This window comes from Corynebacterium tuscaniense DNF00037, from assembly GCF_000759055.1.
Classification (GTDB): Bacteria; Actinomycetota; Actinomycetes; order Mycobacteriales; family Mycobacteriaceae; genus Corynebacterium; species Corynebacterium tuscaniense.
On the sequence record NZ_JRNG01000005.1, the window covers coordinates 1 to 1,447 of the forward strand.

The 1,447-nt window shown below is 53.4% G+C and carries 1 protein-coding gene; it reads left to right on the forward strand.

Going from position 1 to position 1,447, the window contains the following annotated elements:
• Window positions 1–34 precede the first annotated feature (34 nt).
• The gene (locus HMPREF2129_RS01950) at window positions 35–1,414 is read left to right on the forward strand and encodes an IS3 family transposase (protein WP_084576436.1); all 1,380 of its coding nucleotides are present in this window, start codon (window positions 35–37) and stop codon (window positions 1,412–1,414) included.
• Window positions 1,415–1,447: the final 33 nt, after the last annotated feature.

Sequence of the window (1,447 nt, forward strand, 5' to 3'; positions counted from 1 at the left end):
GGGGATGCGGACGGAATCTTGGAGGATTCCACTTATGAACCGTTCGTACACAGATCAGCAGCGTCGCAGAGCGATTGAGGTGTATAAGCGCACTCAGTCGGTGACGAAGACGACCCGGCAGCTGGGGTATCCGGGGAGATGGACGCTGTACAAATGGTTGCGTGAACCCACCACTCCAGGTAGACCGCGTAAGCAGGCGAAAACCTTGACGCGTTACCCGTTTGAGGTCAAGCTTCGTGCTGTCGAACTTTTCAACGCCGGGTGGAGCCCAGCTGACATCGCTCAAGAATGTGGGCTGAGGTCAAAAATGAGCGTCTATTCTTGGGCACAACGCCATCGTGAAGAGGGACAATGGGGGCTGATGTCGAAAAAGGAACGAGAAGAACGTGCTCGCATCCCCACCCGAGCAGCCCTTGAAAAATCTTTGCCGGATGATCCATCTGAACTGAAAGAACAGATGGCCAAGCTGCTGGTCGAGAAAGCTGTATTGGAAAAGGAGCTGGAGCTTGTAAAAAAAGACGTCAGCGTCATCCCAGGTCAGCTCAGTAATAGACAAAAGACCGCAGTGGTTGACGCGCTACGCCCTGACTTCCCCTTGCCGATGCTGCTTGCCTCTATCGGCCTTGCACAATCGAGTTTTTACTACCACCTTCAACAACGCAGCCGGCCCGATAAGCACGAGCATATCCGTGACATGCTCCATGCCATCGACGCGCAGTCGGACAACACGTACGGCTATCGACGCATGTGGTGGGAGTTGCGTCATCGTGGGATCATCATCAGCGAGAAGGTTGTTCGTCGCCTCATGCGCGAAGAACAAATCGTGCCCCGCTTTCCGAAACGCAAGTGGAGGTACTCCAGCTATCAGGGAGAAATTTCACCAGCTCCGGATAACTTGGTGAACCGTAATTTTCACGCTGACAGCCCAAACAAGTTGTGGCTAACTGACATCAGTGTTTTTGCAGCTCACGATGGTCGCGTGTACCTCTCTGCCATAATCGACTGTTTTGACGGCAAGGTCGTCGCCGCGAAAACAAGCGTGCACCCCACTATGGAGTTGGCGCAGGAAACCCTGCTTGCTGCCATTGAAGCGGAGCAGCCAAAAGCAGATGGTTCCCTGGTGCTTCATTCTGACCGGGGTGCACATTACCGCGGTAGCACCTGGCGCAGTTTGACCGCTAAATACGGGATTGTCAGCTCAATGTCTAAAAAGGGCTGCAGCCCAGATAACGCAGCGTGTGAAGGATTTTTCGGCCGTATGAAAAATGAGATGTACTACGGCAAGGTTTGGCAAACCACCAAAGAGCTCGAAGAAGCCATCGCGCGATACATCGAGTTCTATAACAACCACCGGATCAAAACCAGTCTAGGCGGTGTGAGTATCACCGCCTACCGAACACTTCATGTAGCGTGACCCGAAACTGTCCAACAAAATGTCCGCGTCCCC

Excerpts from the sequence above, each read along its gene's own strand:
- HMPREF2129_RS01950 (WP_084576436.1), top strand. The coding sequence starts at position 35 with ATGAACCGTTCGTACACAGATCAGCAGCGTCGCAGAGCGATTGAGGTG.